The sequence below is a fragment of the Roseofilum halophilum BLCC-M91 genome (assembly GCF_030068445.1).
Lineage (GTDB): Bacteria > Cyanobacteriota > Cyanobacteriia > Cyanobacteriales > Desertifilaceae > Roseofilum > Roseofilum halophilum.
Genome location: NZ_JAQPOK010000041.1, coordinates 22,514 through 49,132, shown reverse-complemented (window position 1 = coordinate 49,132; position 26,619 = coordinate 22,514). Strand labels below are relative to the sequence as shown.

Below are 26,619 nucleotides of genomic sequence, written 5' to 3'. Positions count from 1 at the left end.
TTAGGCGATCGCCCCCCAATCGAGTTAAGCTAGAGATCGGGTTGGGTTTAGTGGAGAAATCGATGGCAACACTCATACGTCGTCCTCTGTTAGTTGGTGGCTTAGGATTAGGAGCTATCCTGTGGTTGTGGGCAAATATCCAAAGTTCCGTGAGTGAATGGGGAGAATGGGTTACCCTGGGGGCGATCGCCTGGGGTGGCATTTGGTGGTGGCGGCAAAATTCTGCCTCTATCCCGGTGGAAACAGTTACTTCACCGGTAAATAGGGAAACACTAGAGCGGACGTTTACCCAGGTTGAAGGGGCGATCTCCGAGTTAGCCACAGAAGATATTGATGTTTCCAGTTGGCAAAACCGCTTGCATGAACTGAGAGCAGAAATCAATCGCCAAACCCTCAAAATTGCGATTACGGGCGGTAAAAATGTGGGCAAAACCAGCCTGTTTAATCTCCTCTCCCCAGATTGGCAGCTCGTAGAAACACCTGCCCTATTTACGCCCAATCCGAGCGAAGAAATTCAAAGCCAGATTGAAGAGCAACACCGCAACAGTGACGTGATTTTATTGGTCATTGCTGGAGACTTAACCGACTCGGAATATCAAACCCTACAACAGCTCAAAAAAAATCATCATCACGTTATTTTAGCTCTGAATAAACAAGACCAATACTTACCCCAAGAACTGCCCAGCATTCTGCAACAAATTAACAGCCGGATTACTGGTAAACTAGAGAAAGAGGATGTGGTGGCGATCGCCGCTATCCCCCAACCCATCAAAGTCCGCAAACACGAACCCGATGGCACTGTAGACGAATGGATGGAACATCGAGCGCCCCAAATTGAAGCCCTGAAAACCCGTCTCGCGCAAGTGGCTAAGGCTTCCAATGTGCCGATTTTAGGGACGATCCAGCGCCAAGCAGAAGCCTTACAGCGCGAGATTCAAGCCGTCTGGAACCAAAAACGCCGCGATCGCGCTTTGCCGGCGATCGAGCAATATCAATGGATCGCCGCCACTACCGCCTTCGCTAACCCCATTCCCAGCCTCGATTTATTGACAACCGGCGCAATTACCGGTCAACTGATTTTAGACCTAGCCAAAATCTATCAACCCAACCAATCCTTTACTCTCCAGCAAGGTCAAAACATCGCCGGAATCGTGGGAGAACTAATCGTCAAACTCGGCTTAGTCGAACTCTCCACCCAAACCATTACTCATATTCTCAAAACCAACGCCATCACCTATACGGCGGGCGGACTCGTACAAGGCATCAGCGCGGCCTATTTAACTCGCATTGCCGGATTAAGTTTAATTGAATATTTCCAAACCCAAGACTTTAACCCAGAACAGGGACTAAATCTAGAGAAATTGACCTCAATTATCAAACAAGTCTTTCAACAAAACCAGCGCACTGCTTTTGTGCAATCTTTTGTTACTTCAGCAGTCCAGAAGTTGAAAACCGTTCAAGTTTAAGCCTTAAGTGGGTAGTAGATTGTTTCATCTATAGCGCTTCGCGCTAGGGAATAGGGAATAGGAAATAAGGATCGATTGAGGGCAAGCTTCAAAAAAAATAGGATAAGATAGGCAAACTCAAGATAGGAGAAGCAGATCATGACAGTTTCTGATTCCGATCGCACTCAACACACCCACAAACCCTTACCTCCCCCTCCTCATCCATCCAAAAGCCCTCAACCCTTTCAACTGGGAAACTTAATCAAAAAAATTGTACAGCACGCCCACACCAATAAAGCCTCGGATATTCATATTCGCGTAGGACAGGTAACCCGATTTCGAGTGCGGGGCAAGATGATGAAGTTAAAAGATCAAAATCCCGTCACCCCCGAACAATTCGATCAGTACCTGGCAGATATTCTGCCCCCAGAACAACGTCAAAAATTTGCCCAAGATAAAGAATTAGATACAGCCATCTTTTATGAAGGATTAGTACGCTGTCGGGTTAATTGCTTTGACTCCCTAACTGGGGGAGCCATGGTATTACGGTTGATTAGTTTGGAGATTCCCACCATCGAGCAATTGGGCTTACCCGAAGTGCTACAGGATCTCATTTGTAGTCAACAAGGTCTAATTTTAGTCACGGGGCCAACCGGCTCAGGAAAATCAACCACATTGGCAGCGATGATTGATTTTCTTAATAAAAGCGAACATAAACATATTGTCACCATTGAAGACCCCATTGAGTATGTCCATCCCTCCCATAAATGTTTACTCAGTCAACGGGAAGTGGGATTGCATACCCATGATTTTTACCAGGCTCTGCGGGCCGTTTTGCGGGAAGATCCAGATGTCATTTTAATTGGAGAAATGCGCGATCGCATTACGGTAAATACGGCTCTGCAAGCTGCCCAAACCGGTCACTTAGTGCTGGGAACCCTCCATACTCGTAATGCCATTAATGCCATTAATCGTCTATTAAATCTCTATAGTGCAGAGGAACAGCAAGCGGTTCGCATTCAAGTGGCCGACTCTCTTGTGGGTGTGGTCGCCCAATTATTGCTACCAACCACTGATGGACGACGGACAGCGGCCCATGAAATCTTGGTCAATACGCCAGCGATGCAAGATTATTTATTAAAAGGGTCTGAAGATGAAGCGTTTCAATTAATGGAAACGGGCGCAATGGATGGGATGTGTGTGATGAATCAATCCCTGTATAAATTGATTTTAGAGGGACGAATTACGATTGAGGAAGCACAAAAGGTTTCTTCCGATCCGGGTGAGTTAGATCGGTTAATGAGAACTGGAGGTTATGATGCTCACCAGTCTCCACGGGATTGGCAGTAAGTCATTGGTTAAGATTGAAAAAAATCAGTTCCGGAGCCGATCGATCCAGTAAAATGAGCAGTAACATGATAATAGCTTAAGCTTCTCAAATGTTGCTATCCTGGTATAAAAGCAGGAGGAGAGGATTGTTATGTCGAAAGAAGAAGTGATGCGCTTTTTAAGGGATGTCAATAAAGATCATGATTTACGGGAATCCTTGGAACAAGCGGCCGATCCAGAGGCGTTTATTCAGATGGTAAACCAGTTGGGATACCAGTTTGAAACGGGAGAACTCGAAGAGGTTGCCCATGAAGAAAGCAAGGGAATTTCCACCCGTAGACCGACGGGAGTATGGCATTGGTTACGCACGGTAAATTGGATCGATCGCAGCCAAACGACCTATCATTTTTAAGTGCGTGTAAGTGCGAACGATCTCTATATTCACTCTTAACCCAATGCTTGAGTGAACATCATAACTTTATCCAGGGTGTCATCAAATTCTGGAAAGCCTGGAGTGACTCTTTCCCAAGGCTCAATTAACAGTAAATTCACCCCATTATTGGTTAACGATGATAGCAACCCTGAAGTCCAAAAGCCCTAAATTAGACGACCTAAAAGCGCGGGTCACCGAGATCGTAGATCTTCATGCGGCTGTTTCTGTACTCTATTGGGATCAAGCCACCTATATGCCCTCTGGAGGGGCCGGGGCGAGGGGACGACAGATGGCCCTGTTGCGCCAAATGGCCCATCAAAAGTTGACAGACCCTAGATTAGGAGAGTTGTTAGCAGATTTAGAGGATCAAGCTCAAAGCTGGGACTATACTTCCCCAGAAGCGAGTTTAATTCGCATCACTCGCCGGAATTATCAGAGAGCGGTACAAGTGCCTGGGGATTTTGTGGCCCAGTTTTCGGCCCATCGCAGTCAGTGTTATGAAGCTTGGGCTAAAGCGAAGGAAGGGGATAATTTTGCTCTGGTGCAACCGGATCTGGAAAAAACTCTGGATTATACGCGCGAGTATGCCAGTTTTTTTGCTGGCTACGATCATGTTGCCGATCCCTTGATTGAAGAGGCTGATTATGGGATGACGACGGCGACGCTGAGACCGTTGTTTGCCCAGTTGCGTCAGAAGTTAGTGCCTCTGGTGGAGGCTATATCCTCTTGTCCCCAACCGGATGTTTCCTGCGTGCAGCAAGGGTTCGATCGCCAAAAACAATTGCAGTTTACTCTGAATCTGTTGCGGCAAGTGGGGTATGATTTTAATCGCGGTCGTCAGGATGAGAGCTTGCATCCGTTTACCACCAGTTTTTCTATTGGCGATGTGCGAATTACCACCCGTGTCCGGGAAAACGATCTGACGGAGGCTCTGTTTAGTACAATTCATGAAATGGGCCATGGGTTCTACGAGCAGGGATTAGATCGCAGCTTGGAAGGTACGCCGTTAGCAGAAGGCACATCGGCAGGAGTCCATGAAAGTCAGTCGCGGCTGTGGGAAAATTTGGTGGGGCGATCGCCAGAATTTTGGCAGTATTTTTATCCTCAGTTGCAGGAAATGTTTCCCGAACAGCTCAAGGATGTTGGTTTAGATCGATTTTACCGAGCCATTAACCGGGTGGAGCGATCGCTCATTCGCACGGATGCCGATGAAGTTACTTATAATCTCCATGTGATGATTCGCTTTGACCTAGAGTTAGAATTACTCGAAGGTTCTCTAGAAGTGCGAGATCTTCCGGATGCCTGGAATGCTCGCTATCAGTCCGATCTCGGAGTCTGTCCACCGAGCGATCGCCTGGGCGTGCTTCAGGATGTTCATTGGTATACCTCCACCCTGGGAGCCATGTTCCAATGCTACACCCTAGGCAACATCATGAGCGCCCAAATTTATCAAGCAGCTCTCCAGGATCTACCCCACCTGAAAGACGACATTTCCCAAGGTCATTTTGCCCCCTTACACCAGTGGTTAATCGACCATATCTATCAATTTGGCAGTGTCTACACCCCACTGGAGTTAATGCAAAACGTCACCGGTAGCGATTTGAAAATTGCCCCATTTGTGGATTATATTCAGCATAAATATCGGCAATTGTATGATTTCTAAAGGGAAAAAAGTCCCTCTCCCAAGGGAGAGGGATATAGGGAGAGGGACTTTCCCCTTCTCCTGCGGCAACGGCTTCTTTGGAAATTGGTCGGGAAATTGCGGCACAAGTGCCTGAACTGCGGGGACTGGTGAGGAAATACTGATCCCGAATCCTGGCGATAAGACACATTTCTTAACCTTAGAGGAGATACCTACACTCTAAAAGTGATACAAATTGTAGAGTTTAAATCTGTTGACCCTCTATTGTATCTAAAATTTAAATGAAGACAATCCGTAAACGTCTTTTGCCGGAAAGACCAATCTGCGATCGGGCAAAAGGCTTTTTTATCGCATGAGACACTCTTAGGGAGAAACTGCATGGGCATTGCCACTGTTAACCCAGCAACCGGAGAAACTTGTAAAACGTTTTCGGCACTCACAGATGCTGAATTAGAGAAGAAATTAGCTTTAGCCCAACAAGCCTTTTTAGATTATCGGCAAACATCCTTTGCCCAAAGAGCCACCTGGTTAAAGCAAACGGCGGACATTGTGGAAAAAGATGCCCAAAAGTTTGGCAAAATCATTACCACAGAAATGGGAAAACCGATTAAACAGGCGATCGCCGAAGTGAAAAAATGTGCCCTCGTTTGTCGCTACTATGCCGATAACGCTGAAAGCTTCCTCAGTCCGACTTATACGGAAACCGATGCCAGTCAAAGCTTTGTGGCTTACCATCCCTTGGGGGCGATTCTGGCGGTGATGCCTTGGAATTTCCCCTTCTGGCAAGTTTTCCGCTTCGCGGCTCCGGCACTGATGGCGGGTAATGTGGGACTGCTCAAACATGCCTCTAATGTGCCCCAATGTGCGATCGCCTTGGAAGAGATTTTTACCCAAGGGGGTTTCCCTCCTGGCGCTTTTCAAACTCTCCTCGTGGGTGCGGATAAGGTAGCCCAAATTGTGGCCGATGACCGGGTAAAAGCCGCGACTTTAACCGGATCGGAACCGGCTGGAGCCAGTTTAGCCTCTATTGCCGGAAAACACATTAAGAAAACGGTCTTGGAACTCGGTGGAACCGATCCCTTTATTGTGTTAGAGAGCGCCGATCTCGATGCTGCGGTGGCTACTGCGGTGACTGCAAGAGTGCAAAATAATGGCCAGTCCTGTATTGCCGCTAAACGGTTTATTGTGGTGGAGGCGATCGCCGATCGCTTCCAAAATGCCCTGGTAGAAAAATACCGTCAGCTCAGTATGGGTGACCCCATGGACGAGGCTAATGATATTGGCCCCCTAGCGACCCCCAGTATCCTGAAAGAAGTGGATGAACTGGTGCAAGCCTGTGTGAGTCAAGGGGCAGAAGTTCTGATTGGTGGCCAAGCTCTGAGCGATCGCCCCGGAAACTACTACCCGCCCACCATTTTAGCCAACATTCCCCCCGGCACTCCCGCCGACACCGAAGAATTTTTCGGCCCCGTCGCCCTCCTGTTCCGGGTTAAAGACATCGACGAAGCCATTATCCTGGCTAACTCCACCTCTTTAGGACTAGGAGCCAGTGCTTGGACAACGGATCGAGAAGAGTGCGATCGCCTCATTCGCGACCTCGAAGCTGGAGCCGTCTTCATCAATGGCATGGTTAAATCTGACCCCCGTCTTCCCTTCGGTGGCATCAAGCGATCGGGCTATGGCCGAGAACTCAGTGTCGAAGGCATCCGCGAATTTGTCAACCTCAAAACCGTTTGGATTAAATAATGAGTAATGAGTAGGGGCAGGTTCACCAACCCTAATTAAGGAGCTAGGGAGCGAGACGCTCCCACTACAAAATATCCAATTTCTCAAGGAGTGCGGGCATCTTGCCCGCTTCTTAACCCCCAACTTCTTAACCTATTAACCGGACTTAATAGAATAGGCGATCCCCCGATCCCCCATTTCCCGATCCCCCCATCCCTCTATCCCATCCCATCCCCATGAATACCGCAGAATTACTCATCCGTTGCTTAGAAAACGAAGGCGTTAAATACATCTTTGGCCTTCCTGGAGAAGAAAACATGGCGGTGCTAAAAGCACTCACCAACTCTCCCATTCAATTTATTACCACCCGCCACGAACAAGGGGCCGCTTTCATGGCCGACGTTTATGGTCGTCTCACCGGTAAAGCAGGTGTCTGTCTATCCACCCTCGGCCCAGGAGCCACCAACCTCATGACCGGGGTTGCCGATGCTAACCTCGATGGCGCTCCCCTAGTGGCCATTACCGGCCAAGTGGGTACAGACCGAATGCACATTGAATCCCATCAATACCTCGATTTGGTCTCCATGTTTACGGCGGTGACCAAGTGGAATACCCAAATTGTCCGCCCCAGCAATACGCGGGAAATTGTGCGCCGCGCCTTCAAAATTGCCCAAACGGAAAAACCCGGTGCAGTCCATATTGATTTACCGGAAAATATTGCCGATATGCCCGCAGAAGGTGACCCCTTAAAACGAGACAAAAAAGATAAGTTCTATGCCGCTTATCATAGCCTGAATGAAGCGGCTTTAGTGATTTCTAAAGCCAAGTTTCCCATGATTTTAGTGGGCAATGGAGCGATTCGCGCCAATGCCAGCGAAGCCTTAACGGAGTTTGCTACCCATTTGAATATTCCAGTGGCTAATACGTTTATGGGTAAGGGGGCAATTCCCTATAGTCATCCCTTATCCTTGTGGACAACGGGATTAAAACAACGGGATTTTATCAGTTGTGCGTTTGATCGCACGGATTTAGTGATTGCCATTGGTTATGACCTGATTGAATATTCCCCGAAAAAATGGAATCCTAATAAAAACATTCCCATCGTTCATATTGGGGCAAAACCGGCTGAAATTGATAGCAGCTATATTCCCGAAGTGGAAGTGGTGGGAGATATTTCGGATGCGCTGTTGGAAATTTTGCGGCGCTGCGAGCGATCGGAAAAACCCGATCCTTATATTCATCAATTGCGTGGAGAAATTCGTGAAGATTACGAACAATATGCTAACGATCCGGGGTTCCCGGTGAAACCGCAAAAAATTGTGTATGATTTGCGGCAAGTGATGGGGCCCGAAGATGTGGTAATTTCTGATGTGGGCGCTCATAAAATGTGGATGGCTCGCCATTATCACTGCGATCGCCCTAATACTTGTATTATTTCTAATGGATTTGCCGCCATGGGGATTGCCATTCCAGGGGCGATCGCCGCCAAATTGGTTTATCCGGATCGCAAAGTCGTTGCCGTGACTGGTGATGGCGGATTCATGATGAACTGTCAGGAGCTAGAAACTGCTCTGCGAGTGGGAACAGCCTTTGTGACGATCATCTTTAATGATGGGGGGTATGGTTTAATTGAGTGGAAACAAGAAGACCAATATGGCGAATCTGCCTTCATTAAATTTACCAACCCTGACTTCGTTAAATTAGCGGAAAGTATGGGATTAAAAGGATACCGAATTGACACCTCGGAAAACTTGCTTCCCATCCTTAAAGAAGCTCTAGCGCAAGACGTTCCTGCGGTGATTGACTGCCCTGTGGACTATCGAGAAAATGCCCGTTTCAGTAAAAAAGCGGGTGGCTTAAGTTGCAGCATTTAGCCCTGTTTGATCCCTGTTCTATCAAAAGGGTAAAACCCTTGTCTTAACTGAAATTCTAGAACTCTTGCAGGATCGGCGATCGCCGAATTTTGTCAGCTTCGTTTAATAGTATTCTTGGACTAAACTGGAATTGAGTTTAGCTAACTTCGATACCAGATGACCGGGAATCAGATTAGGGGGGGGTGGGAGCGTTAAACCACACCACTGAGCTACATCTACAGATAGGGTAACGCAATCGGGGCCTTTACCAATGCAATAGATTAATCCTCGGTATTTACTGAACATTTGCTTAATCGTTTGCTCTAAGTCGGAGTCAGGAATTGCAAATTTGACCCAGTGTTTGATGTAGGGAGTTCTATCGGAGCGATCGATATAGCCAGGACAGAGGGGGAATTTGGGGATTTTCGGTTTGAAGGCATACCATTCTGATTTATGGTTGTATTCAAAGCAACACACAGAATGAGGAAAACCGGTTTCGCTAATGACAGTGAGATATCCCATAGCCCTCTCTGGATAGAAATATTTCCTCATTTTAGAGGACGCTTACCCTAATTTTCTCAGTATCTCACAGTCTGGGGGGCGATCGCCAATGGGATACGGAGTCCGATCGCCCCTCTCACGTCTGGGAGTTATAATATCTCTGATTTCTGGCTGTTATCAAAGGTATAGTTAGCCTCAAAAAATTATGATAAATCGAGTTCCTGCTACGGATACCCTTACCTTCCGTCTCTCCAATATCGTTCAAAAATTAATGGATGAGAACCCTTGTTTTCGGGAGCAACTCGATCGACAGAAAATAATGGAGATGTTGTTGAATGTCTTTGAAAGTGTCGATCGCGATAGCATTTTATTGCTAGAAGAAGAGGAGTTACTCCGCCGAGTCGATCTCTTAATGGCAACGGAATTAGTTTATGGCATGTTAGATACACTGACACCAGAAGAAATGGCACAATTTGATGCGGCAGTTGCCGGGAGATAATCGGATTGGGTTATTTGCTCGATACGAATATTATTACTGCACTGGTGAAGAGAAATTCAAGGGTAGTGACTCGATTACAGTATATCGAAGGTCAAGGTGCAGAGATTTATCTGAGTGCCGTAAGTTACTATGAAGTTAAAAGAGGACTTTTGTATATTAATGCCACTCGGCAGTTGGCGAATTTAGAGATTTGGTGCGCTCGCATTCCTCTGTTGTATTTGGATAACCTCAATATTTTCCAGAAAGCTGTGGAAATTCATGCCAATTTAAGACGCAAGGGAGAGCCAATGGAAGATGCAGATATTTTAATTGCAGCAACGGCGATCGCCCATAATCTGATTCTGGTTTCCCATGATTCGGATATGCGGAGGGTTGAAGATGTGAAGTTGGAAGATTGGCTTTAGCTGGAGGAGGACAGGGAGCGATCGCGCCTCTGACTTCTGGAAGTTATACTATCTATAGTCTGTCCATATTGTAGGGGAGAAGATTATGACCCAAGTTTTTCCAGCGCAAGATGTCGTCATCAGTCGAATTTCTGAAATTGTCGATCGCTTATTCCAAGAAAACGAGAAGTTCAGAGAGCGATTAGAAAAAGATGAGGTGATGAGCATCTTTTCTAACCTATTGGCACAAGTGGATACCCAGGAGCTTTGTGCTGTGGATGAGTCGGAATTGACCGATCGAGTTGAGCGGGTAATGGTGAGAGAGGCTGTTGCGGGAACGTTGAACGAGCTAACGCCAGAACAGATGGCTATTTTTGATGCCGCAGTGGAAGGTAAATGGTAAGTCACCATGGGTTATCTACTGGATACGAATATTGTCACAGCAATTTTGAAGAATAATAGAAAAGTCCAGGAAAAAATGGGAAACCTAGATGTTTTAGGTGAAAGCGTTTTCCTCGCCGGAATGACTTACTATGAAATCAAACGAGGATTGATTGCGAATGGGGCAACTCGTCAGCTTAAGGATTTTCAGGACTTATGTCAGAAATATCAAGTAATCGTGGGCGATCTGGCAATTTTCGAGAGAGCGGCACAAATTCATGCCAATCTAAAACGGAAAGGAGAGCCAATGGAAGATGCGGATATTTTAATTGCAGCAACGGCGATCGCCCATAATCTGCTTCTAGTTTCCCATGATTCCGATATGCACAGGGTTGAAGATTTGATGTTGGAAGATTGGCTTTAGCGTAGGCTGGAGGTAGAAGGATGTGGCAGTCTAATCTTGAGGTGTCGTTAGAGGCGATCGCCGTTCTAGGTGTTATACTATTGAGACCCATCCAATGGAGAGAGCGATGCAAATTACCCTTGAAATACCGGATCGAATCGCGCAAAGATTAGGTGGAGAGTCTAAACCTATCGAGCGCAGAGTTTTAGAAATACTTGTGGCTGATGCCTACAGTTCTGGAGCATTGAGTACCGCAGAAGTTGGCCGCACTCTTGGGATTTCTTCGCGTCTAGAGACTCATGCTTTTTTGAAGAGCATGGGAGTTTATTTAAACTATGATGAAGCGGAACTAGAACGAGATCTTCAAAGCATTGCAGAGTTAAAACAACGCCGCCAACCTTCACCTTTGATTGCGGGTAAAGCTAAAATTACAGGAGATTTGGTCAGTCCTATTGTGGATGAAAACGATTGGGAATGCCTGAAATAAGTCTCAGAAAATGAAGCGACAAATCAACTTACCAGAACCAGAAATAGCCCAGTTTTGCCAGCGCTGGAAAATTGTTGAATTATCGGTGTTTGGCTCTATTCTGCGCGATGATTTCAACCCGAACAGCGATATTGATTTCTTGTTTACCTTCTCTCCGGATGCTCGTTGGGGATTATTTAAGGTGATGGAGATGCAGCAAGAACTGGAAAATTTGGTGAGCAGGCCGATTGATTTTGTCAGTAAAAGGGCGATAGAGCGTAGTGAAAATTGGCTGCGACGCGAAGAAATTTTAGGAAATGCAGAGATTATCTATGTTTGCCTGAACTGAGGGAGGGAAGAAAAAGATCGCATCCTGATGGGTTCGGAATGCGATCGCGTGTCTCCAGTTCAAATTTAAGGGGCTTGTTGTGGCGATCGCCCCCTCGACACCCAGAAAGGCGATCGCTTGACATGGTTTAGTCGATCGGTGACCTTTAGTAGTCAGCAGTCGCAGCAGCAATGAGTTGATTCATGCGATCGAGAGCAGCATTGAGTGTGGCAACTAGCTCTGCTCGTGTTACTGGCTTATTTCCTCTAAATAGCCCATCTGAATCTCCAGGAACAGTTACACCATACCGTTCTACTAAACTTTGTAAACCTTGAAAATACCAATCAGTAGGTCTTACATCCCTATATTGACTCACGCTCGTTATTTGGGATATCTCAGGTGCATTTTCGATATCGAGTGACTCAACTGGGTAATGAGTATTTTCCAGTTGCGATGAGTTAGCAGGAATCAAACTAAAAGTATGAGCTTGAATGCTTTGTGGAAGCAGGATCGCTCCACATATGGCCAGAGTAATGACCATAATTTTCAATGTATTTTGCAATAATTTGTGCAAAACATTTAGGTTTTTCATGAGTTGATAATGTGGCTGATTGTGTACAAAAAATTATTTGGGTTGTGGCGATCGCCCCCTCGACACCCAGAAAGGCGATCGCGTTGTGTTTTTAGCGGCTAGAGATGATATCGAGAGCCTGATTTAGCACAGAAGCAAATTCTGCTCGTGTTACTGGTTGGTTTGGTCTAAATCGCTCAAGTGAGTCGTCAGGATCTGGAGTTGGAATGACTCCATAGCGGTCTACTAAACTTTGTAAAGCTTGAAAATACCAATCGGTAGGTACTACATCCCTATAATAACGTTGGGCTATTAGTTGAGAGATATCTGGGGTATTTTCAAGTTGCGATGAGTTAGCAGGAACCAAACTAGAAGTATGAGCTTGAATGCTTTGTGGGAGAAGGATCGCTCCGCATATAGCCAGAGCAATGACCATAATTTTCAATGTGTTTTGCAATGATTTGCGAAGAAATTTTGATATCATTTGACTACTTACCGTCCTTGTAAGACTTGCTGAATCTGCTGGTAGGCTTCGGTATTGCCTTGTTTTTGGAACAAACTGGCGGCAGTTTGTAAATCAGAAACAGCGCCGGATTGATCGCCCAATTGAGCGCGGGCTGCCCCTCTCCCAACATAAGCTTCGGCATATTCTGAGTAACGTTCAATTGCCTCATTAAAGTGGTTCATTGCTTGTTGAAAATCTTGTTCCTCTAGAGCAGTTTCGCCCTGAGCGTAAGACGTTTCTGCCAACGTCTTGAGCATTTTTTCCATGACCTGCTGAAGCGCTTCCACTCCCTCAATCGCACCAAGTCCCTCAAGTCCCTCAATTGAGCTTTGTGCAATTCGGTAGTTTCCTGTCGCTAAAGAGCTATCAGCGCGAACGACTTCAGGAACGATTCCAGTTACAGAAAATAGGGCGATCGCTCCAGCGAGCATGGGCAGAATTTTTGGAAAACGAAGAAAATTAAACATTGTCAGTTTGGATAGTTGTGCAAAAGATGAATGGTAGAGGGTAGATTGGGTTATGTATTCCAGCCCAATCTACGGAATGAACTGAATTAATTGCGGATGGGAGCCTCCGATCCGGGGTCGTTAACCAAACCGATAAATTGCTCTTGAATCTCCCAGTTACTGGGTCTAGAGGCTCGCGTCAGAGTAAAGATTGCATTTTCGCTGTTGCATCGACCGCGATCGGGTACGCAAACCACCGTAACTTTCTTCTGATCGACCTCGATCTCATCCACCTTAAATGTTTGAGCTACATCTTGAACAACATGAGATTCCAGATTGTTTAAACGTGCTGAAACAGCGTTACAGCGAGCTTCAGTTGAGTATCCTCCTAGATCGCCCCAAAGAATCAGAGGGTGACTTTGAGAATTCTTGTTGACAACTGTTTGCCACTGACCATTATTTTGGCGACAGTCGAAATGTTTCCCAACTTTAGAAACTTGGCCAATACTTTGATAAGCTAATTGGTTCTCACCTTGTTGGAAGAATCCAGTTGCTTCTTGTTGCAAATCTGATTTTTCAGCCTCCTGATAGCTCACCAGATTTTCATCTAAACCTGGATACGAACCTCCAGTGCCTTCAGTGTAATAGCCACTTTGGATACCACGAGTTAGTGATTGAATTCGATTGGCCTGCTCCGTAAAGCTACCTGCCTTTTCAAACTGCCTCTGTGCTTGTTGTGGATTGTTTTGCTCTTGCAAGGCTTCTCCCATACTATAGAAGAGTCCGGCGGTTACCTGAAGTTGGTTACTCAAAACCGCACATTTTTGCCCATTTTCTTGTTGACAAAACTGTTGAGGATTGGCGTTCATTTCTGCCTGAGTTTTTTCGATCTCCTTGACCAGTTCCTCAATTTGCTTGCGCCGATGTTCTGCCAGTTCTTGGGCAGAAAGTCGCGGATAAACAGCCAAGGTATCCTGACTTTCAGCACCGTTTGCATTGACGACTTCAGGAACCATAACGCCCAAAGTTGCGAGAATTGCGGTTCCCATCAACACGCGAGAGAACCAGTTGGAGCGATTGAATTTAAATTTCATAATTTTGATTGGGTTAACTTCAGAAATCTTGGTAGATCAGGAATCTCAAGTCTGTTCCTTTCCCCGATTTATTTAGAGACACAATACCCCTCACACCCGAATGGACTAGATAAAAATCTACTGTTGGAACTCAAGCAATATCATTCCGTCCCAAGGGATTAAGTCGTTCCGAAGCGAGGACTTTAGAATTTCTTAAGAATTTGAGCATAAAAATAATATTTTGCTTGTTTTCTTGGCATTTCTTAGATTAAAGCAGGTCGTTCCCAGGCTGTCTATGGACATCTGAATGTTATTTTGAGGGGTTGGCGATAATGGGACTCATCGCTTCGCGATCGCCTATTCAGGAACTTGAGTCATTTGGGCGATCGCCCTCCTGGGCATCAGCACCCCCTAGAGATTAGTCTTCGCTGCATGGGATCTGTTAGGATTTTGATAGGTTCAGCGAGATAAAAACATGACAGCATTGATTTTGAACAATCCAGAAACCGCCTCGATTACGGATGAACAATTTTATCAACTGTGTGCTGCCAACCGTAACTTAAGATTAGAACGAACCGCTAAAGGGGACTTGATCGTTATGCCACCCACAGGAGGGGAAACCAGTAAGCGTAATTCTGACCTTAACCTAGAGTTAGCCCTATGGAATAGACAAACTCAATTAGGAATTGTCTTTGATTCATCGGGTGGGTTTACTCTTCCGAATGGGGCAGATTATTCCCCCGATGCGTCTTGGATACCCTTAGCGAAATGGGAGGCTTTAACCGCAGAACAAAAGACTAAATTTTTACCCTTATCTCCAGATTTTGTGATTGAACTGCGATCGCCGAGCGATTCCTTAAAGCTACTACAAGCAAAAATGCAGGAATATATGGACAATGGCACTCGGTTAGGTTGGCTCATTAACCCGAAGAACCGTCAAGTCGAAATTTATCGTCAGGGACAAGCCAAACAAGTTCTAGACAATCCTCTCACCTTATCAGGAGGGGATATTTTACCGGGATTTGTTTTGAATCTTCACTTGATTTGGTAAAAGTGGGAGCAAAAGGCGATCGCCTATTCAGGAACTTGAGTCATTTGGGCGATCGCCGCTCGATTGATTAAAATTAATGTGAGCCAAAGAACCCGTTTCAATTAAATTTTGCAGGATTGGCAGCAATTCAGAAATACCCATGGCTGTTTTTCCAAGCTATAGCAAGTCCATTTGAGTTGTGAAATAGAAAAAGCCCTCTCCCTAAATCCCTCTCCCACTCCGAGAGGGACTTTTCCCCTTCTCCTGTGGGAGAAGGGGGTAGGGGGATGAGGGGCAATGATTTATAACTCATTTAGAATTGCTATACTTCTTTAGGTTATAGCGTTTCTCAAATAGATAAGATACAGACTTAGCCCCCTCTCCCGTGGGAGAGGGGGTTGGGGGTGAGGGCTATACCTCATGCAAGAGAGAAATGCTATATCTCATCTCATATCAAGTCCGGTTTCCGCAAGCGGACATGAAAATTTGTTAAAGCGGACATGAAAATTTGTTAAGAAGCGGGCAAGATGCCCGCACTCCTCGAATTCTTTGATATGACTGGAGTGGGAGCATCTTGCTCCCTGGATTTTTAATTAGGGTATTTCCGCTTCGCGGACATGAATAAGCGAACTTGATATAACCAACCCAACGGCGATCGCCTCCCAAAAAGTAAACATCCGAATGTTCTTTTGGGCAAGAGATGGGCAAAATGCTGGGAGAGGGGCGGGCGATCGCCACAAAACATTAAATAAAAAAAACAACATTGACTCCCTATCTATTTTTGTCGTCAACTGGGGAAAAAATGACTAATGATCTTGCCCTCTCCCTAAATCCCTCTCCCACGGGAGAGGGACTTGTACCCCCTTCTCCTGTGGGAGAAGGGGGGAGGGGGATGAGGGAAAAAATTAAGTATAAAATAAGTAAACTATCAACCCACTTTCCCTTACAGAGGTAAAAAACCGGAATGATACCCAATCTCTGAGAGTAAACATCCGGATGTTCCATAAGCTGAGGGACTGTAAAGAAGGAGAAAGACTGTGTAATATATGGTTGTGTGCCTCAGACAAAAAAACTCAGACTTCAACAGCACAGAACAGGCGAATGTTGACCTCTGAGCCAGTCATTCCTATAGCATCGGTATAGAGCCATGAATCAACAGCAGTTCGATCGCATACTCGCAGGACTCAACCCTACAGAGCGGCAAGTTTTGCACGAATTGCTTAATAATCGGGAAATCGCTACGACGGTAGCCAGTAATAAATCAGATGTGCAGAAAATTCGGCGCGGTATTTATCACTCTTTTGGCATCAAGAAAGATGATGGGCGTAGGAGAGGGCGCTTTTTTCTGGTTGCTCTATTTTTCAAATATAAACCGGAGTTGGTGAATATTCCCTACTTGAAGAACTTCCAGAGCATGAGTGCAGAAGACTTTGAGGAAATTTGCGATCGCCTCTCTACCCAAGAAAAACCGGTTTTACAGCTCTTCCTCCAGAACCAAACCGACGAAGAAATTGCCACCTCCCTGAACAAAAACCCCGGAACGATCCGCAAACAGATCCGTAACATCTATCACAAATTTGGCATTCGCGGGAATAGCACGACTCAACGAAATTATCTGATCCCGATCTTCTTTAAATACAAGCCGGAATTGCTTAATATTCCGCCCTTAACCAACCTTGTAGGGGCGGGTTTCGGTTCCCATTCCCAGGTAGGGGCGGGTTTCGGTTCCCATTCCGACGTAGGGGCGGGTTTCGGTTCCCATTCCGACGTAGGGGCGGGTTTCGGTTCCCATTCCGACGTAGGGGCGGGTTTCGGTTCCCATTCCGACGTAGGGGCGGGTTTCAAACCCGCCCCTACAGAACCCGCCCCTAGGTCACCCAAAACGAACAAACAACACTGGGGAGAAGCGCCCGATGTCTCCATTTTCCATGGACGCAACGACGAACTAGACACCCTGCAAACCTGGATTACCCAAGATCGCTGTCGGGTGCTGGTGCTGTTAGGTATTGGGGGAATTGGCAAAACCGCCCTGTCGGTGAAACTCGCCCAGGAAGTCGCTGGGGACTTTGAAGCCATTATTTGGCGCTCCTTGCGAGAAGCTCCTCCTTTGAGCGAGATGCTCGACGAAATCAACCAGTTGTTCAACTATGAACCGGACAACCCAGAAGATGTCCCCATCCACCGCAGAATTACCCAACTGATTGACCATCTGAAGGAACATCGCTGTTTGATGGTCTTTGATAATGTGGAAGCCATTCTGCAACCGCAAACGACTGCCGGACGCTATCGCCCAGGATATGAGGATTATGGCGATTTCCTGACGCGGTTGGGGGAAACGGAGCATCAAGGCTGCTTAATGCTCACCAGTCGGGAAAAACCGAAGGCGATTAACGCGCTGCAAGGGCCAAAATTACCGGTGAGGGTGTGGAAAGTACAGGGGTTAGATGAGGGGGCAATTGCGGAGATTCTGAAAGCTAAGGGTTTGGATGCAAGTGCCACAGTGAACCAGCAACTCACGGACTCTTGCAATGGGAATCCCCTGGTGCTGAAACTGATTGCCACTCGCATTCAGGAGCTGTATGGGGGGAGTGCGGCAAACTACTTAAACCGTGGGGAGGCGATCGCCATTCAGGATGTCTGCGAAGTCCTCGATCAACAATGGCAGCGCCTCTCCCTCCCAGAACAACATATCCTCTATTGGTTAGCCATCAACCGGGAACCCGTCACCCCAGAAACCCTGCAAGAAGACATGATGGGGCAACCCCTACAGCCCGATCGCCGCCAACTAATCGAAATTCTATACTCTTTAGTGGGGCGATCGCTGGTTGAATCCATTTCCAGCAGTCTTACCCCCATCACCACCACCCTGCAAAACGTGGTGATGGAATACCTCACCAACCGCTTCATCCAAGAAATCTGCACCGAACTGCAAACCGGAAATCTCAACCTCTTCAACAGCCATGCTCTGATCAAAGCCACCGCCAAAGACTACGTGCGCGAAAGTCAAATCCGCCTGATTCTCCAACCCATTGCCGACTACCTGACGAACCTCATCGACCTGCAAAATCCCCGCCCCTGGATCGAACAATTTTTACACAAATTGCGCGTAGGGGCGGGTTTCAAACCCGCCCCTACCAACCCCAAATTTCTCGGATACGCTGCTGGCAACCTGATCAACCTCCTCTGTCAACTGAAAATCAACCTCTCCCATACCAACTTTTCCCAACTCCCCATCCGCCAAGCCTACCTCAAAGGACACAACCTCAACCACACCGACTTTAGCCAATGTCACTTTGTTGGCTCCGTATTTACCGATGTCTTCGGCCCCGTTTTTTGCCTCGCCGTTAGCCCTAAAGAACGATTAGTGGCGATCGGTGATGGCTATGGAGCCATTCGCCTTTGGGGATTCGACGACAGTCAACCCTTCTTAACCATTCAAGGTCATCAAGGTTGGGTGCGCTCCATCGCTTTTAGTCCCGATGGTAATCTTTTAGCCAGTGGCAGCGCCGATAAAACCGTAAAACTCTGGGATCTCTCCAATGGGGACTGTATTGCCACCTTAACAGAGCATCAAGAAACCGTGCGCTCCGTGGTTTTTAGTGCCGATAGTCAAAATTTAGCCACCGGAGCAGCCGATCGCTTAGTGAAACTTTGGAGTCTTTCCCACCCCGAACAGCCCCAATGTCTGCATACCTTCACCGGTCATACGGAAGGGGTGTGTTGTGTCGCCTTGAGCCAAGAAAGTGACCTGATCGCCAGTAGTAGTAATGACATGACCATCCGCCTGTGGGATCGAGAAACCGGCGAGGTGAAGGTGTTAGAAGGTCATGAGAATTGGGTGTGGTCGGTAGCATTTAGTCCCCACGGTCATCTGCTGGCCAGCAGCAGTGACGATCGCACCGTCAAGCTCTGGGATGTGGACACGGGGGACTGCTTGCAAACCCTGCACCGACACCAGAATGGGGTGCATTCCGTAGCCTTTAGTCCCGATGGCAATCTTTTAGCCAGTGGAAGCGATGATAAAACCATTGTTATCTGGGATGTGGGTACGGGGGAACTCCTGCATGTTTTATACGGCCATACCAACTGGATCTGGCAAGTAGCTTTTAATCCCCATGATGGGGGCAAAACCCTGGCTAGTAGCAGCGTCAATAATTTTGTTAAACTGTGGGATGTACGGACGGGAAAGTGCCAAAAATCTTGGCAGGGATACACCAATTGGATTTGGGGGGTAGCCTTGAGTCCGGATGGTCAACTGTTGGCTAGTGGTAGTTTAGACCGTATGGTGCGGCTCTGGTGCGTGAAAACCGGGGAATGCTTGAAGACGTTGGCAGGTCACTTGGCTACGGTGCAATCGGTGGATTTTAGTCCGGATGGTCAGCTTTTGGCCAGTTCGAGCGGCGATCGCATGGTGAAGTTATGGGAAGTGAGTACGGGGCGCTTACTTCGCACATTCACCGGTCATGAAGATGCCATTTGGTGCGTGCGCTTCAGCCCCGATGGGAAACTTCTAGCCACGGGAAGCGGGGATGAAACGGCTAGGGTTTGGAATACCCATACGGGGGAGTGTTTGTATACATTCGAGGAACATACTCGCCCCACGCGCACGGTAGCCTTCAGTGGCAATGGGGAAGTGCTGGCAACCGGCAGCGACGATCTGACCGTTCGCCTCTGGAATCTGCAAACGGGGGAATGCCTGAGCATTTTAACCGGACATCAGGATTGGGTGGGGTCTTTGGCTGCGAGTTCGCAAGGATCAATTGTAGCCAGTGGTAGTGATGATACTACGGTGCGGCTCTGGAATTGGGAAACGGGGGACTGCTTGCAGACGTTGCCCGCTCATCATCATTGGGTTCATGCGTTAGCGATGAGTCAAGATGGAGCAATTTTAGCCAGTGGGAGCAGCGATCGCACCATCAAAATCTGGAATCCAAACACCGGGAACTGCCTGCATACCTTAACTGGACATAACGAAGGGGTGCGATCGCTCTCCTTGAGTGCCAACGCTACCACCTTAGCCAGTGGCAGCGAAGACGAGACGATTAAACTCTGGGATGTGAACCAGGGAGCATTGATGAACACCCTGCGGGTAGCACGTCCCTATGCAGAGATGAAGATTGCCGAAATTGAAGGCTTAACTCCAGCCGCGATCTCTACCCTTCAAGCCAATGGAGCCATGGAGTGAGGTACATTTTGATCCCCCTTTCATGTCCGCTTGCGGAAACCGGACTTGATATCACCAGTAGGGTGCGTTGATAACGCACCCCATTTAACTAGGAATGGGTCGTTTCTAATATCAGTTTCGATCGCTTCAGGGGTTCGGGGATGTCAATGGGATAATTGCCCGTGAAACAAGCCGAACAGAAGTTTTCTTGATGATCGCCAGTGGCATGGTGCATGGCTTCCCAACTGAGGTAGGCTAAGGAGTCTACACCAATTTGTTGGCAAATATCATCTACAGATTTAGTCGCCGCAATCAATTGGTCTTGATTGTCCGTATCAATACCGTAGAAACAGGGATGAGTGACGGGAGGCGACGAAATTCGCATGTGAACTTCCGTTGCTCCCGCATCGCGGATAGCCTTGACCAGTTTCTTACTGGTGGTTCCGCGCACAATGGAGTCATCGACTAGGATAATCCGTTTCCCGGATAGCACATCCTTGAGGGGATTGAGTTTCATGCGAATTCCCGATTCGCGCATGGCTTGAGTCGGTTGGATAAACGTGCGACCCACATAGCGGTTTTTAATGAGACCTTCGGCATAAGGAATACCAGAAGCTTCTGAAAATCCGATCGCCGCCGGAATCCCCGAATCGGGTACACCAATAATCAGATCCACATCCACATAGGATTCTTTAGCCAAATAATGACCCAACCGTTTGCGATAACTATAGATGGTCTCTTCCTCCACCACGCTATCGGGACGGGAGAAATAAATCATCTCGAAGATACAAAGTTTGGGTTGGGGTTTTTGGGCCCAATGGAAGGAGGCTAACCCCTCTTCGGTGATCCAAACCAGTTCACCCGGTTCCACATCCCGCAAATAGTCGGCCCCAATAATATCTAGGGCGCAGGTTTCCGAGGCCAGCACATAGCGACAAGGATTTTGCCCCAATGTGCCAATCACCAGGGGACGGATGCCATGGGGGTCGCGGACTCCCATAATACCGTCCGGTGTGCCAATGACTAAACTATAGGCTCCTTTGCAATATTTAAAGGCCGAGATTGCGCCTTCTAACCAATCTTTACCGCGATCGACTTCTGTGGCGATCGCCAAAGCAATCATTTCTGAGTCTGTCGTTGTCAGGAAACAATGATTTTCCTGGATCAATTTATCCCGCAGTTCTATCACATTGACAATGTTGCCATTATGTGTTAAAGCAAGAGACCCTAGCCGGGTGTCTACCACGGCCGGTTGGGCATTCGACACCTGTGAGGAACCGGTTGTGGAATAGCGGACATGACCCACCGCACTTTCCCCCACCAAACGATTGAGGGTAGGTTGATTAAAAACTTGGGACACTAAGCCCATATCCTTATGCCAATGCACTTGTCTATTGTTAAAAGTAGCAATGCCTGCGGATTCTTGTCCCCGATGTTGGAGGGCATAGAGACCAAAATAGGTGAGTTTGGCCACCTCTTCTGAGGGGGCGTATAGGCCAAACACACCACAGGCTTCTTCGGGTTTATCGGCACGGTTGGGATTCAAAACATCAAGCTCCATAGGTTCGATGGGGATAGGTAAGCGGTATCACGTTGTCGGTGTTGTTTTCTCAATTTAGGGTAGCTCAGATTAAAAAACCTGTTGCTCAAAATGTAAGCGTGGATACCTAATTTTATTTTAATGTTTTCTTAACACAATGACATAACGAATTGATGGGGATGGAGAGATAGAGAGATGGGGGGCTTGAAGCGTACAACACGGTCAACCCCATACATATATTTGACGATTAGAGGGATGTGATACGCTGAGTGTGCCAGGGATTAGATACCCTATTGATCCTGGTCAAGTTCTATTAGGTAACTCATTATCCAATTGAAAGGGAGTCTACGATTATGGAATCAAACCTGCAAAGTTCTCTGCAACAGTCTCTACTTGGGGTTCCAGAATACCTGAGTATAGGCTGGTCAGAGTTTAGAAAGAATATTCAAATCTTTTGTATTTTTACTCTAATCACGAATATACCTCTTTTAATTCTGGAAGAATTCGAGCAGATTCCAGATGGTTTAGAGGTACTGCTCTCTATTATCTCTAGTGTTCTGGTTATAATCGTTGGACTAGCTCTACCCAATGTCGTTGAGCGCTCCATTCGAGGTCAGAGTGTAGAGACGATGACAGTATTACAAAATGCTGCACCCAAGTTTTTTATCGCCTTCGGTGTCAGTCTCCTGGTATCGATTGCTGTTGCACTGGGCTTGGTTGTATTTATTATTCCTGGCATCTGGCTGGCCATTCGGTACAGCTTTGCCTACTATGCTGTTGCATTACGCGATTGTGGTTTCAATGCCATGAGCTATAGTCAAACTCTAGTTAAAGGTCGTTGGTGGGGTGTATTTGGACGACTCCTACTTTTAGCGATCTTACTGATTATCCCTATTCTACTTTTGGCTTCTATAATCGGTATCGTTAGCGGTCTACTCAGCGTCATTGGGTTAGAAATTGCTGCCGCAGCTTTCCTTCACCTGGCTACCGGAATTATTACTTATTACTTTACAACGGTGTCTGTGATTATGTTCCTCAATTTTGACTACACAGCTAACCAGCCTGCTGACTCAGTTGGAGTATAGTGCCATAGAGGGATAAATTATTTATAAAATTATAGCGCTGCGCTCTATAGTGTTTACAAATACTGGAAAATGGCATCTTGCCCGCTTGTTCGATATCAAAGCTATAGCTTGGCACTGTTAGCCGTTGGGGGTCTCGGTTCCCTGTTGAAACGGCGTTAACATTCATACCGTAGGGGCGGGTTAACCCAAATTTAGGAAACCCACCAACCAATGGAGTAAACCCGCCCTATTCTCGGCGATAAAGGATGATCGATTCTGCGTGTATGGGTGGGGTGGGGGCGGGTTCAGGTAAGTTATCGGTGGGTGTTATAGATTTGGGTAAAACCCGCCCCTACGGGGGATAATTGCAGGACGGAATGGGCTAAATGTGCAGACGGCGGGGAATAGCTTGTTGATGGCGATCGCCCATTTCCGAGACTGTAGCGGTTAAAATGCCCTTAATCTCCAGGGCTGCTCCACCTTCCACTGTGCCCATAACCTGCCATTGATGGGGCAATTGTTCCTGAAGATAGGCTTCCCAAGCTTCTCCAAACTCTGGCGCAACCGACACCACAATTCGGGCTAACCCTTCCCCAAACCAACTCAGATCTGGGCGTTGCTCTCCAGGGGTAGTGTCAATTTGCGCTCCGAAGCCTCCAGCAATACAACATTCTGCCAGCGCCACCGCTAACCCCCCTTCGGCGCAATCATGGGCTGACTGTATCCATCCCTGACGAATGCCATGGCGACAAGCCCCTTGCACCCCACGTTCTAGGTCAAAATCCACTTTCGGCGGCTGTCCGGCGACGGTTTTATGGAGACTAGCGAGATATTCCGAAGCGCCCAATGTTAAAGGAGAACCGGAACCCAACAGGTAGATGCGATCGCCCTCTTTCCGCCATCCTTGACCGCAAATGCGCCCTAAATCCGGCACTAACCCCACCATTCCCACCACCGGAGTCGGATAAATCGGTTGGGGATTACCCTGACTATCGAGCGTCTCATTATACAGAGAAACATTCCCCCCAGTCACCGGAGTCGAGAATTCCCCGCAAGCTTCCGAGAGTCCCCGACAGGCTTGTGCCAGTTGCCAATAGCCAATGGGCTTTTCTGGAGAGCCAAAATTGAGATTATCAGTCACAGCAATGGGTTCTGCCCCCACACAACTTAGATTCCGCGCCGCTTCTGCAACCGTAGCCTTTGCCCCTTCGTAGGGATTGAGATAGACATAGCGGGAGTTACAATCTACAGTAGCAGCAACTCCCGACTGCACAGCAGGCAAGGGTTGAGGTTCAGCACCATCATTCACCGGTCGCAAACGGATAATCGCCGCATCCGCGCCACCAGGGAAAACCACCGTATTATTCTGTACCTGATGGTCATATTGGCGATAGACCCACTGCTTCGAGGCGATCGTGGGTGTATCCAAAAGATCCAGCAGGCAATCTTTCCAAGATTTGAACGCTCCCCCAATTTCAATCCCTTCAGCAGTACAGGGGGGGAGTTGAGCCTCCGTCCATTTCCAGGCAGCTTGGGCATATTCCGGCGGCTCGCTCATCAATTCATGGCGGTAAATGGGCGTATTATCCGACAAAGCCGTAGCCATCATTTCCGCAGCCGTTTCCCCTTGAAACAGAATCCGCACAATGGGGTCATCAATCACTTCCCCAGCAACCACCGCTTGCAGTCCCCAACGGTGGAAAATATCGATCAGTTCCTGCTCCCTGCCCTTGTGAGCCACAAATAACATCCGCTCTTGGGATTCCGACAGGAGATACTCGTAGGGAACCATACCGGTTTCGCGCACGGGAATCTTATCGAGATCCAGCTCAATTCCCACACCCCCTTTAGCCGCCATTTCCGAGGTCGAGCAGGTAATTCCAGCCGCTCCCATGTCCTGAGCGGCGACGACTGCACCAGTTTTGAAGGCTTCGAGACAGGCTTCAATCAGGGATTTTTCCAGGAAGGGATCGCCCACTTGCACTGCGGGGCGATCGTCCATGGAGCTGTCGCTGAGTTCGGCACTGGCAAAACTCGCGCCTCCCATGCCATCGCGCCCGGTAGTCGAACCGACATAGAGAACCGGGTTACCCCTGCCAGAGGCTCCCGATTTCACAATTTCCGGGGTTTCCATCAATCCCAGAGCCATAACATTTACCAGGGGATTGCCGGTATAAGCAGGGTCAAAATAGACTTCACCGCCCACGGTGGGCACGCCCACACTGTTGCCATAATGGGCAATCCCATCCACCACACCAGTAAAAATGCGACGGGTGCGGCTATCTTCCAGGGAACCGAAGCGCAGGGAGTTGAGGACGGCAATGGGGCGAGCGCCCATGGTGAAGATGTCGCGGAGAATACCGCCGACTCCAGTGGCAGCCCCTTGGAAAGGTTCGATCGCCGACGGATGATTATGGGACTCAATCTTAAACGCTAACCGCAGTCCTTCACCAAGATCCACCACTCCCGCATTCTCTCCCGGCCCCACCAGGATGCGATCGCCTTTGGTGGGAAACTGACTCAGCAGCGGCCGAGAATTTTTGTAGCAACAATGCTCCGACCACATCACCCCAAACATCCCCAATTCCGCCTTGTTAGGGTGTCTGCCCAGGCGTTGGACAATATCCTCATATTCCGAGGGTTTCAGCCCCTCAGAGGCAATATCTTGGGGGGAAAACGGACAGTCAGAAGGTGCAGCCATGATCGATTCGCAACAGAGAGCGCCTCTCTGATTTTAAGGCAAAAAGGCAAGGGTGAAGATCGGGGGACGAATAGGGACAGGGGGACACACAGACGCGCAGACGCGGAGAATGGCAGGATTCGATAGAATAGACATCTATTGAAGAAGGGACAATCGGTTCTAAAATTTGTAAATTATAGATCAACCCAAACGGTAATGAATATTAAACGTCGTCAAATTCTCCAGTGGGGAGCCGGGATGACTCTGGGATGGGTCATCAGTCAACAGATTACCTTGAATCGCTCTCAACCGCCCTTAGAAAAGGCGATCGCCCAAAATCCTCTCACCCCTGATTCCCCCCTGCTGCGATTTATCTCCGTAGCAGATACCGGAACCGGGGCCCAGGGTCAATATGCAGTGGCTTCCGCCATGGCCCAGTATGCTCAACGCTTTCCCTGTGAATTAGTTATTCTAGCCGGAGATAATATTTACAACGAGGGTGAAATAGAAAAAATTCAAGCCGTTTTTGAAGACCCCTATCGCCCCCTACTACAACAAGGCATTCCCTTTTACGCCTGTTTGGGAAACCACGATATTCGCACGGATAATGGTGTCCCTCAAACCCAATATCCTCTCTTCAACATGGGAGGCAAACGTTACTATAGCTTCCGTCAGAAAGCGGTGCAATTTTGGGCCTTAGATACCAATTCTAATGCAGACTGGGCCAACCAACTAGCCTGGTTAGAGCAAGGCTTAAAACAATCTGACGCGCCCTGGAAAATTGTGTTTGGCCATCACCAAATCTATTCTTCCGCCCACTATGGCTTAAACAATAAATTGATTCCCATCCTTACCCCCTTATTTCAGAAATACGGAGTGCAACTGTATATTAATGGCCACGATCATGTCTACGAACGCACCCGCGCCATTAATGGTACAACCTACCTCATTTGTGGCGCAGGGGCAGGGGTACGAGATGTCGGTCGTTCAGAATGGACAGCCCATTCTGCCTCTCGTCTGAGTTTTGCTGCCTATGAAGTTTATGGCGATCGCCTAATTATCCAAGGAATCGGCACAAATCACCAGGTTTTCGATCGAGGAGTTGTCCCCATCTCCTGAAATTAATTGGGTTAAAAAGCGGGCAAGATGCCCGCACTA

The 26,619-nt window shown here is 47.8% G+C and carries 22 protein-coding genes and 1 pseudogene; 16 read left to right on the top strand and 7 right to left on the bottom strand.

Features of this window, described 5'->3' with window-relative positions; translation table 11 throughout:
* The first annotated feature begins 62 nt into the window (after positions 1-62).
* The 6 genes from PJF56_RS05485 (at position 63) to PJF56_RS05460 (ending at position 8,448) form a co-directional block, all read left to right on the top strand.
* Positions 63-1,466, top strand: coding sequence for a slr1306 family protein (locus tag PJF56_RS05485; RefSeq protein ID WP_283761640.1), 1,404 nt, complete (start codon positions 63-65; stop codon positions 1,464-1,466).
* 138 nt (positions 1,467-1,604) lie between these two features.
* Positions 1,605-2,795, top strand: coding sequence for a type IV pilus twitching motility protein PilT (locus PJF56_RS05480; protein ID WP_283761639.1), 1,191 nt, complete (start codon positions 1,605-1,607; stop codon positions 2,793-2,795).
* Between the two features lie 130 nt (positions 2,796-2,925).
* On the top strand, positions 2,926-3,186 hold the full coding sequence (locus PJF56_RS05475; protein ID WP_283761638.1) for a Nif11-like leader peptide family natural product precursor: 261 nt from the start codon (positions 2,926-2,928) through the stop codon (positions 3,184-3,186).
* Positions 3,187-3,346: 160 nt separating this feature from the next.
* Positions 3,347-4,870 carry a carboxypeptidase M32 gene (locus tag PJF56_RS05470; protein ID WP_430540874.1) on the top strand — a complete coding sequence of 508 codons (1,524 nt, stop codon included), beginning with the start codon at positions 3,347-3,349 and terminating at the stop codon, positions 4,868-4,870.
* A gap of 357 nt (positions 4,871-5,227) precedes the next feature.
* On the top strand, positions 5,228-6,595 hold the full coding sequence (locus tag PJF56_RS05465; RefSeq protein WP_283761636.1) for an NAD-dependent succinate-semialdehyde dehydrogenase: 1,368 nt from the start codon (positions 5,228-5,230) through the stop codon (positions 6,593-6,595).
* 215 nt (positions 6,596-6,810) lie between these two features.
* Positions 6,811-8,448 (top strand): acetolactate synthase large subunit, encoded by a 1,638-nt coding sequence (locus tag PJF56_RS05460; RefSeq protein ID WP_283761635.1) that lies wholly within the window; start codon positions 6,811-6,813, stop codon positions 8,446-8,448.
* Positions 8,449-8,550: 102 nt separating this feature from the next.
* Here PJF56_RS05460 and PJF56_RS05455 read toward each other — a convergent pair whose 3' ends face one another.
* Positions 8,551-8,949, bottom strand: a complete 399-nt coding sequence (locus tag PJF56_RS05455; protein ID WP_283761634.1) for a hypothetical protein — start codon at positions 8,947-8,949, stop codon at positions 8,551-8,553.
* Positions 8,950-9,133: 184 nt separating this feature from the next.
* Between PJF56_RS05455 and PJF56_RS05450 the strand changes: the two genes are divergently transcribed.
* The 6 genes from PJF56_RS05450 to PJF56_RS05425 all read left to right on the top strand — a co-directional run bounded on the left by PJF56_RS05450 (position 9,134) and on the right by PJF56_RS05425 (position 11,409).
* On the top strand, positions 9,134-9,427 hold the full coding sequence (locus PJF56_RS05450) for a hypothetical protein (RefSeq protein WP_283761633.1): 294 nt from the start codon (positions 9,134-9,136) through the stop codon (positions 9,425-9,427).
* A 5-nt stretch (positions 9,428-9,432) separates the two neighbouring features.
* Positions 9,433-9,831, top strand: a complete 399-nt coding sequence (locus PJF56_RS05445; protein ID WP_347179449.1) for a type II toxin-antitoxin system VapC family toxin — start codon at positions 9,433-9,435, stop codon at positions 9,829-9,831.
* An 85-nt stretch (positions 9,832-9,916) separates the two neighbouring features.
* Positions 9,917-10,213, top strand: a complete 297-nt coding sequence (locus tag PJF56_RS05440) for a hypothetical protein (protein WP_283761632.1) — start codon at positions 9,917-9,919, stop codon at positions 10,211-10,213.
* Between the two features lie 6 nt (positions 10,214-10,219).
* Entirely contained in the window at positions 10,220-10,615 is a 396-nt protein-coding gene (locus PJF56_RS05435; protein WP_283761631.1) for a type II toxin-antitoxin system VapC family toxin, read from the top strand.
* 106 nt (positions 10,616-10,721) lie between these two features.
* Positions 10,722-11,081, top strand: a complete 360-nt coding sequence (locus PJF56_RS22330) for a UPF0175 family protein (RefSeq protein WP_283761630.1) — start codon at positions 10,722-10,724, stop codon at positions 11,079-11,081.
* Positions 11,082-11,091: 10 nt separating this feature from the next.
* Positions 11,092-11,409: a nucleotidyltransferase family protein gene (locus PJF56_RS05425; protein ID WP_283761629.1), complete on the top strand. Its 318-nt coding sequence runs from the start codon at positions 11,092-11,094 to the stop codon at positions 11,407-11,409.
* A gap of 151 nt (positions 11,410-11,560) precedes the next feature.
* Here the strand turns inward: PJF56_RS05425 and PJF56_RS22055 are convergent.
* The 4 genes and pseudogenes from PJF56_RS22055 to PJF56_RS05410 all read right to left on the bottom strand — a co-directional run.
* A pseudogene (locus tag PJF56_RS22055) lies at positions 11,561-11,782 on the bottom strand (S-layer homology domain-containing protein); the annotation flags it as partial.
* 289 nt (positions 11,783-12,071) lie between these two features.
* A complete protein-coding gene (locus PJF56_RS22050) occupies positions 12,072-12,395 on the bottom strand; it encodes an S-layer homology domain-containing protein (RefSeq protein ID WP_347179452.1) in 324 nt (107 codons plus the stop codon).
* Positions 12,396-12,451: 56 nt separating this feature from the next.
* Positions 12,452-12,931, bottom strand: a complete 480-nt coding sequence (locus tag PJF56_RS05415) for a tetratricopeptide repeat protein (protein ID WP_283761627.1) — start codon at positions 12,929-12,931, stop codon at positions 12,452-12,454.
* Positions 12,932-13,017: 86 nt separating this feature from the next.
* Positions 13,018-14,004, bottom strand: a complete 987-nt coding sequence (locus tag PJF56_RS05410) for a COP23 domain-containing protein (protein WP_283761626.1) — start codon at positions 14,002-14,004, stop codon at positions 13,018-13,020.
* 454 nt (positions 14,005-14,458) lie between these two features.
* Here PJF56_RS05410 and PJF56_RS05405 point away from each other — a divergent pair, with 454 nt between their 5' ends.
* Both PJF56_RS05405 and PJF56_RS05400 read left to right on the top strand, forming a co-directional pair.
* Positions 14,459-15,034, top strand: a complete 576-nt coding sequence (locus tag PJF56_RS05405) for a Uma2 family endonuclease (RefSeq protein ID WP_283761625.1) — start codon at positions 14,459-14,461, stop codon at positions 15,032-15,034.
* 1,126 nt (positions 15,035-16,160) lie between these two features.
* Complete coding sequence (locus PJF56_RS05400) at positions 16,161-20,198, top strand: WD40 domain-containing protein (RefSeq protein ID WP_283761624.1); 4,038 nt, start codon at positions 16,161-16,163, stop codon at positions 20,196-20,198.
* An 88-nt stretch (positions 20,199-20,286) separates the two neighbouring features.
* On the opposite strand, the gene purF is transcribed toward PJF56_RS05400, so the two are convergent.
* Positions 20,287-21,738 (bottom strand): amidophosphoribosyltransferase, encoded by a 1,452-nt coding sequence (purF, locus tag PJF56_RS05395; RefSeq protein WP_283761623.1) that lies wholly within the window; start codon positions 21,736-21,738, stop codon positions 20,287-20,289.
* Between the two features lie 332 nt (positions 21,739-22,070).
* On the opposite strand from purF, the gene PJF56_RS05390 reads away from it, so the two are divergent.
* Entirely contained in the window at positions 22,071-22,802 is a 732-nt protein-coding gene (locus tag PJF56_RS05390; protein ID WP_283761622.1) for a hypothetical protein, read from the top strand.
* Between the two features lie 361 nt (positions 22,803-23,163).
* Here the strand turns inward: PJF56_RS05390 and purL are convergent, their stop codons facing one another.
* Positions 23,164-25,482 carry a phosphoribosylformylglycinamidine synthase subunit PurL gene (gene purL / locus PJF56_RS05385; RefSeq protein WP_283761621.1) on the bottom strand — a complete coding sequence of 773 codons (2,319 nt, stop codon included), beginning with the start codon at positions 25,480-25,482 and terminating at the stop codon, positions 23,164-23,166.
* 195 nt (positions 25,483-25,677) lie between these two features.
* On the opposite strand from purL, the gene PJF56_RS05380 reads away from it, so the two are divergent.
* Positions 25,678-26,580 (top strand): metallophosphoesterase, encoded by a 903-nt coding sequence (locus tag PJF56_RS05380; RefSeq protein ID WP_283761620.1) that lies wholly within the window; start codon positions 25,678-25,680, stop codon positions 26,578-26,580.
* Positions 26,581-26,619: the final 39 nt, after the last annotated feature.

Coding starts and splice junctions, on each gene's coding strand:
- PJF56_RS05400 (WP_283761624.1), top strand. CDS start 16,161: ATGAATCAACAGCAGTTCGATCGCATACTCGCAGGACTCAACCCTACA.
- PJF56_RS05390 (WP_283761622.1), top strand. CDS start 22,071: ATGGAATCAAACCTGCAAAGTTCTCTGCAACAGTCTCTACTTGGGGTT.
- PJF56_RS05410 (WP_283761626.1), bottom strand. CDS start 14,004: ATGAAATTTAAATTCAATCGCTCCAACTGGTTCTCTCGCGTGTTGATG.
- PJF56_RS05460 (WP_283761635.1), top strand. CDS start 6,811: ATGAATACCGCAGAATTACTCATCCGTTGCTTAGAAAACGAAGGCGTT.
- purL (WP_283761621.1), bottom strand. CDS start 25,482: ATGGCTGCACCTTCTGACTGTCCGTTTTCCCCCCAAGATATTGCCTCT.
- PJF56_RS22330 (WP_283761630.1), top strand. CDS start 10,722: ATGCAAATTACCCTTGAAATACCGGATCGAATCGCGCAAAGATTAGGT.
- PJF56_RS05440 (WP_283761632.1), top strand. CDS start 9,917: ATGACCCAAGTTTTTCCAGCGCAAGATGTCGTCATCAGTCGAATTTCT.
- PJF56_RS05450 (WP_283761633.1), top strand. CDS start 9,134: ATGATAAATCGAGTTCCTGCTACGGATACCCTTACCTTCCGTCTCTCC.
- PJF56_RS05475 (WP_283761638.1), top strand. CDS start 2,926: ATGTCGAAAGAAGAAGTGATGCGCTTTTTAAGGGATGTCAATAAAGAT.
- PJF56_RS05485 (WP_283761640.1), top strand. CDS start 63: ATGGCAACACTCATACGTCGTCCTCTGTTAGTTGGTGGCTTAGGATTA.
- PJF56_RS05455 (WP_283761634.1), bottom strand. CDS start 8,949: ATGGGATATCTCACTGTCATTAGCGAAACCGGTTTTCCTCATTCTGTG.
- PJF56_RS05465 (WP_283761636.1), top strand. CDS start 5,228: ATGGGCATTGCCACTGTTAACCCAGCAACCGGAGAAACTTGTAAAACG.
- PJF56_RS05415 (WP_283761627.1), bottom strand. CDS start 12,931: ATGTTTAATTTTCTTCGTTTTCCAAAAATTCTGCCCATGCTCGCTGGA.
- PJF56_RS05435 (WP_283761631.1), top strand. CDS start 10,220: ATGGGTTATCTACTGGATACGAATATTGTCACAGCAATTTTGAAGAAT.
- PJF56_RS05480 (WP_283761639.1), top strand. CDS start 1,605: ATGACAGTTTCTGATTCCGATCGCACTCAACACACCCACAAACCCTTA.
- PJF56_RS05425 (WP_283761629.1), top strand. CDS start 11,092: ATGAAGCGACAAATCAACTTACCAGAACCAGAAATAGCCCAGTTTTGC.
- purF (WP_283761623.1), bottom strand. CDS start 21,738: ATGGAGCTTGATGTTTTGAATCCCAACCGTGCCGATAAACCCGAAGAA.
- PJF56_RS05405 (WP_283761625.1), top strand. CDS start 14,459: ATGACAGCATTGATTTTGAACAATCCAGAAACCGCCTCGATTACGGAT.
- PJF56_RS05380 (WP_283761620.1), top strand. CDS start 25,678: ATGAATATTAAACGTCGTCAAATTCTCCAGTGGGGAGCCGGGATGACT.
- PJF56_RS22050 (WP_347179452.1), bottom strand. CDS start 12,395: ATGGTCATTGCTCTGGCTATATGCGGAGCGATCCTTCTCCCACAAAGC.